Here is a 768-nt window from a genome sequence, read left to right on the forward strand (position 1 = left end):
ACAAGGCGCAGCACCACAAATCCGACCGCGCTGGCGAGTCGGAGGCTTGACTGGAGGAGGGGAGGTGGTAGAACTATCGAAAGCGTGCTGAGTCGGTCGGATTGGGTTTGCTGAGACGTTCGGCTGAAAATATGAAAAAGAGACTGGCGCTGAGTGTGGGTAGTATACTGTTGCTCACCGCTCTCCTTCTGCTCTTCGCCTGGGGTCGGCGTGCTCAATCATTTCCCTGCTACGAAACTGCTGCGCGCACGCCGAAGGCTGATTATGCGTTCAAGGGTGCATCGCGACCAGTCGATTCCAGCACTGTTGCCTTCGAGGCTTTGAAGGCTGGCGTATTCTGGATTGATGAATTCGTCAGCCATGAGGGGATTGGGGTAGTGTTTGGTTCAAGTGGCCGATTTGCAGTTATGGAACCAAGTCGTAGTGGATTTCCAGATTGGGACCTTGTCGCCTCCGGAGAATGGCAGGGGAGTCACAGGGATTTTCAGTTTGAGAATATCAAGGTTGGGGAAACGAGAACGGTCTTCTCGAAGTAGATTCTACCCGTGCCGAACAATGCGCAGCACCACAAATCCGACCGCGCTGGCGAGTCGGAGATTGACGGGGGGAGGAAAGGTGGTAGAACTAACGAAGGCGCGCTGAGTCGGTCGGATTGGGTGTGCTGGAACGTTCTGCAAAAAAATATTCTATGTGGAAAACCGCAACGCTCCTCTCAGTTGCTGGCGTTATCGTTGCGATAGTCGTGACCGAATTAGTGCGAGGTGTAGT

1 protein-coding gene is annotated in these 768 nt (G+C 53.8%); it reads left to right on the forward strand.

Annotated features, from left to right (window positions below; all coding sequences use genetic code 11):
• Nucleotides 1-131 precede the first annotated feature (131 nt).
• Entirely contained in the window at nucleotides 132-536 is a 405-nt protein-coding gene (locus IE099_RS20640; RefSeq protein ID WP_189574757.1) for a hypothetical protein, read from the forward strand.
• Nucleotides 537-768: the final 232 nt, after the last annotated feature.

This window comes from Roseibacillus persicicus (genome assembly GCF_014651675.1).
Taxonomy (GTDB): Bacteria; Verrucomicrobiota; Verrucomicrobiia; order Verrucomicrobiales; family Akkermansiaceae; genus Roseibacillus; species Roseibacillus persicicus.